Raw genomic sequence first — 2,772 nt, 5'->3', positions numbered from 1 at the left:
GGCGGGGAGCCAATCTACGTACAAGCTCGAGGCTTCAGGGTCCGACGGCTTCCCGGGCACGCTCCGCAACATCCGTGTATCCACCATCCCTGTCAATCCCTGGAACAGAGCATACAAGGGTCCGCTGTGCGGACCGAGCGCCGCTCAAGAACCTTGGCGAACTTGGCGCCTTGGCGTGAGGTCACTCTTCAGACCAGCGCCCGCTCGATCAAACCCCTGACCATGGCGAATCCGTCCCGCGACAGGGTCGGGCGGTCGCGGGCGAGCAGGACATCGTTGGCCAGGGCCAGCATGTCGCCCACCTGGCGGTAGAAGTCACCGATCAGCTTGAAGCGGGCGAAGTCCGCCGCGCCCAAGACCTCGGCGCCGTGCTCGCGCAGCAGTGCCGCGAGCCCGTCATGCTCCTGTTTCCAGTAGGCCGCGTGCTCGACACGCTCCCGGATGGTGCCGATGTGCGCATCGTCCTGCACCAGGGGCACGATGTGGCCCAGAAACTCGTCCCCCTGCCGGCGCGCATTGGTGTAGATCCGGTACAACTCGGTCATGCAGGACGCGGAGCGCAGATAGGCGGCGCTTAAGACCACGACCACGCAGCGGCCCGCGCTCAGGCGTTCCATGAAATGCGAGATCCGGTCGCCCGGCTGCAACCCGGTGGTGTCCCGGCGGATGTGCAGGCCCTGCCCGGCCAGGGCATCGCAGAGTTCGCCGATCAGCGGGTCCGTGCGCTCCCGCGCCCAGGCGTAGGAGACATAGACCTCCGGCTCGGCGGGCGCGACGGCGGGGGGCGCGGCCGGCATGATGCCGGGCGGGATCGGATCGCGGGGTCTCGGCATTGCGCCCTCCAGCAGACGGTTGGACCATCCGGAGCGTTCGTTCAACTTTGCGATCCACTCCACCAGGCCGCGCAGCAGGGTCTCGGCCCCGGCGCCCCGGGTCTGGATGCGGATTTGGCCGCCGTAGCCTTGTGCGTCCGGTACCTCCTCGACGATGGCGCTCGCGCGGCTCGTCGCGTCATAGAGACAGAGACCGTAGCGCCAGTAGAGCGCGGTGGCACCGGCCAACTGGCCGATGTTTGATAGCACCGCCCGGGCGATGGACGGCGACAGGAAGGGATAGGCGAAGCCCGCCGCCAGCGGCTCCCCAGGCAGCGGGTCCCAGCGCGCCGCGATCTCCTCGGACAGGGCCGCCCGGCCGGCGGGGAGCAGGTCCGGGGCGACATACTCGGTCTCGTCATCGGCATAGGCCCGGCGATGGACGAAGCAGACCCCGCTGGTCACCATCATTTCGAGCAGTGATTTCTGGTCGGCCGCCGAGAGCCCGCGTCCGCGCCACAGCAGGTCATCCAGATCGGTGCGGGTGAAGTGCCCGCCGAGTCGACGTAGGGTACGATGGACCCCGCCCTCGCGGGTGAAGAGCGCATAGACCGCGTTCAGTGCCCAGGACTGGTCCAGCACCAGTTGGTCGTCGAACAGGCCGCGCCGGTAGAAGACCATGCCCGCGTTGTGCAGGACCTCGGCGAAGGTCTCGGGGCCATGGACAGCCGCGGTCCGGCACAGCGACTCAAAGTCAGGGTAGGGCAGCAGCCGGTGTTGGCGCCCGGCGGCGTCCGGACAGGCGGTATCCGCATCGCGCCAGGCCCTCAACTGGTCCCAAACCGCCAGCCGGTTGCGCCCGATCAGCGGCCGGCCCTGGACCTCCCGCAGCCCAGTCACCGCCATTTGCAGCGCGTCCATCAGGCGCACCCGGCCGGTGTCGTCCTTGGCGCTGTAGGCGAGCCGGGTGAAGAGCCGACCGTCCTCCTCGAACGGTTGCAGCAGGTCCGCGTCCACCAGGAGGTTCGCCCGCTCGCCCCGGCCGCCGTCGCATTGGTTCTGGACCAGCACCACCGGGCTTGCCGCGCCGCCCAGGTGGCGGATGTATTCCAGCCAGTAGGGCAGGGCCGGTTCCTGAACACCTGGCCCCCGTGCTCGTGCTCGCCGCACTCGCTGCCCGGCGTCCAGACCAACAGAAAGACCGCCCGGGTGCGCATGAAGAGCGCGTGGGTCCCGTGGTAGAGGTCCTGGCCGCCGAAGTCCCAGAGGTTCAGGGTCGCCGGGTCCTGGCCCTGGGGCATCGCCAGCTCCACCGAGGTCACGCTGATCCCGTGGGTCGAGTCGGCTTCCGGCTCGAAGGGCTCGCCGCGCAGCCGACGGCAGATCTGGGTCTTGCCGATACGGCCGTTGCCCAGGATGATGACCTTCAGGTCGCGCAGGGGTACGGCACCGGTGCCCAGGTCGGCGAGGTGGGCGCGGAGGCGGGGCAGGCAGTTATCGTTAGAACTCTGGGACAGGACCTCGGCCGGGATCTCGGCGAGACCTCGGCCGGTACTGAGGAACAACGCTTCCAAAGTGGCTGATCCAATCAGGGGCTCGGGGAGGTCGGAAATAGGCGTTTCCCAGCAATCGAGTCTGCGAAGTGCCGGGAGTGCCGGGAGTGCCGCCAGCGTGGCAAGGTGGGTGCCCCAGAAGATGTACGAGCAGTCGAGCGATTGGAGCGCAGTGAGCCCGGCCGCGGGGCGAGGTCGGCAAGGTCGGTGTGGGAGCAGTCCAGGAAACTCAGTCGCCGCCTCCCGTTCGACCGCTTGCGCCCGATCGACCAGGCCCGGCGCCCGGTATGACCCCGGCCGGACCGGGCGAGCCGGGATGGATTTGCCGTTGCTTAGCCTCGACCGGCCTTGGTCATGGTCCCGGCCGCCGGGCTCACCGCGAGGTCGCTGGTCCGCACAGCAGATCG

The 2,772-nt window shown here is 68.8% G+C and carries 2 protein-coding genes; both read right to left on the bottom strand.

Annotated features, from left to right (window positions below; translation table 11 throughout):
• Positions 1-188: 188 nt before the first annotated feature.
• Positions 189-1,718 carry a COR domain-containing protein gene (locus QZY48_RS27820; RefSeq protein ID WP_295436883.1) on the bottom strand — a complete coding sequence of 510 codons (1,530 nt, stop codon included), beginning with the start codon at positions 1,716-1,718 and terminating at the stop codon, positions 189-191.
• 14 nt (positions 1,719-1,732) lie between these two features.
• Positions 1,733-2,386 carry a hypothetical protein gene (locus QZY48_RS27815; protein ID WP_295436882.1) on the bottom strand — a complete coding sequence of 218 codons (654 nt, stop codon included), beginning with the start codon at positions 2,384-2,386 and terminating at the stop codon, positions 1,733-1,735.
• Positions 2,387-2,772: the final 386 nt, after the last annotated feature.

The sequence above is a fragment of the uncultured Thiodictyon sp. genome, from assembly GCF_903828115.1.
Classification (GTDB): Bacteria; Pseudomonadota; Gammaproteobacteria; order Chromatiales; family Chromatiaceae; genus Thiodictyon.
Note: the sequence above shows the minus strand (reverse complement) of the source record. Positions and strands in the feature narration are given on the sequence as shown.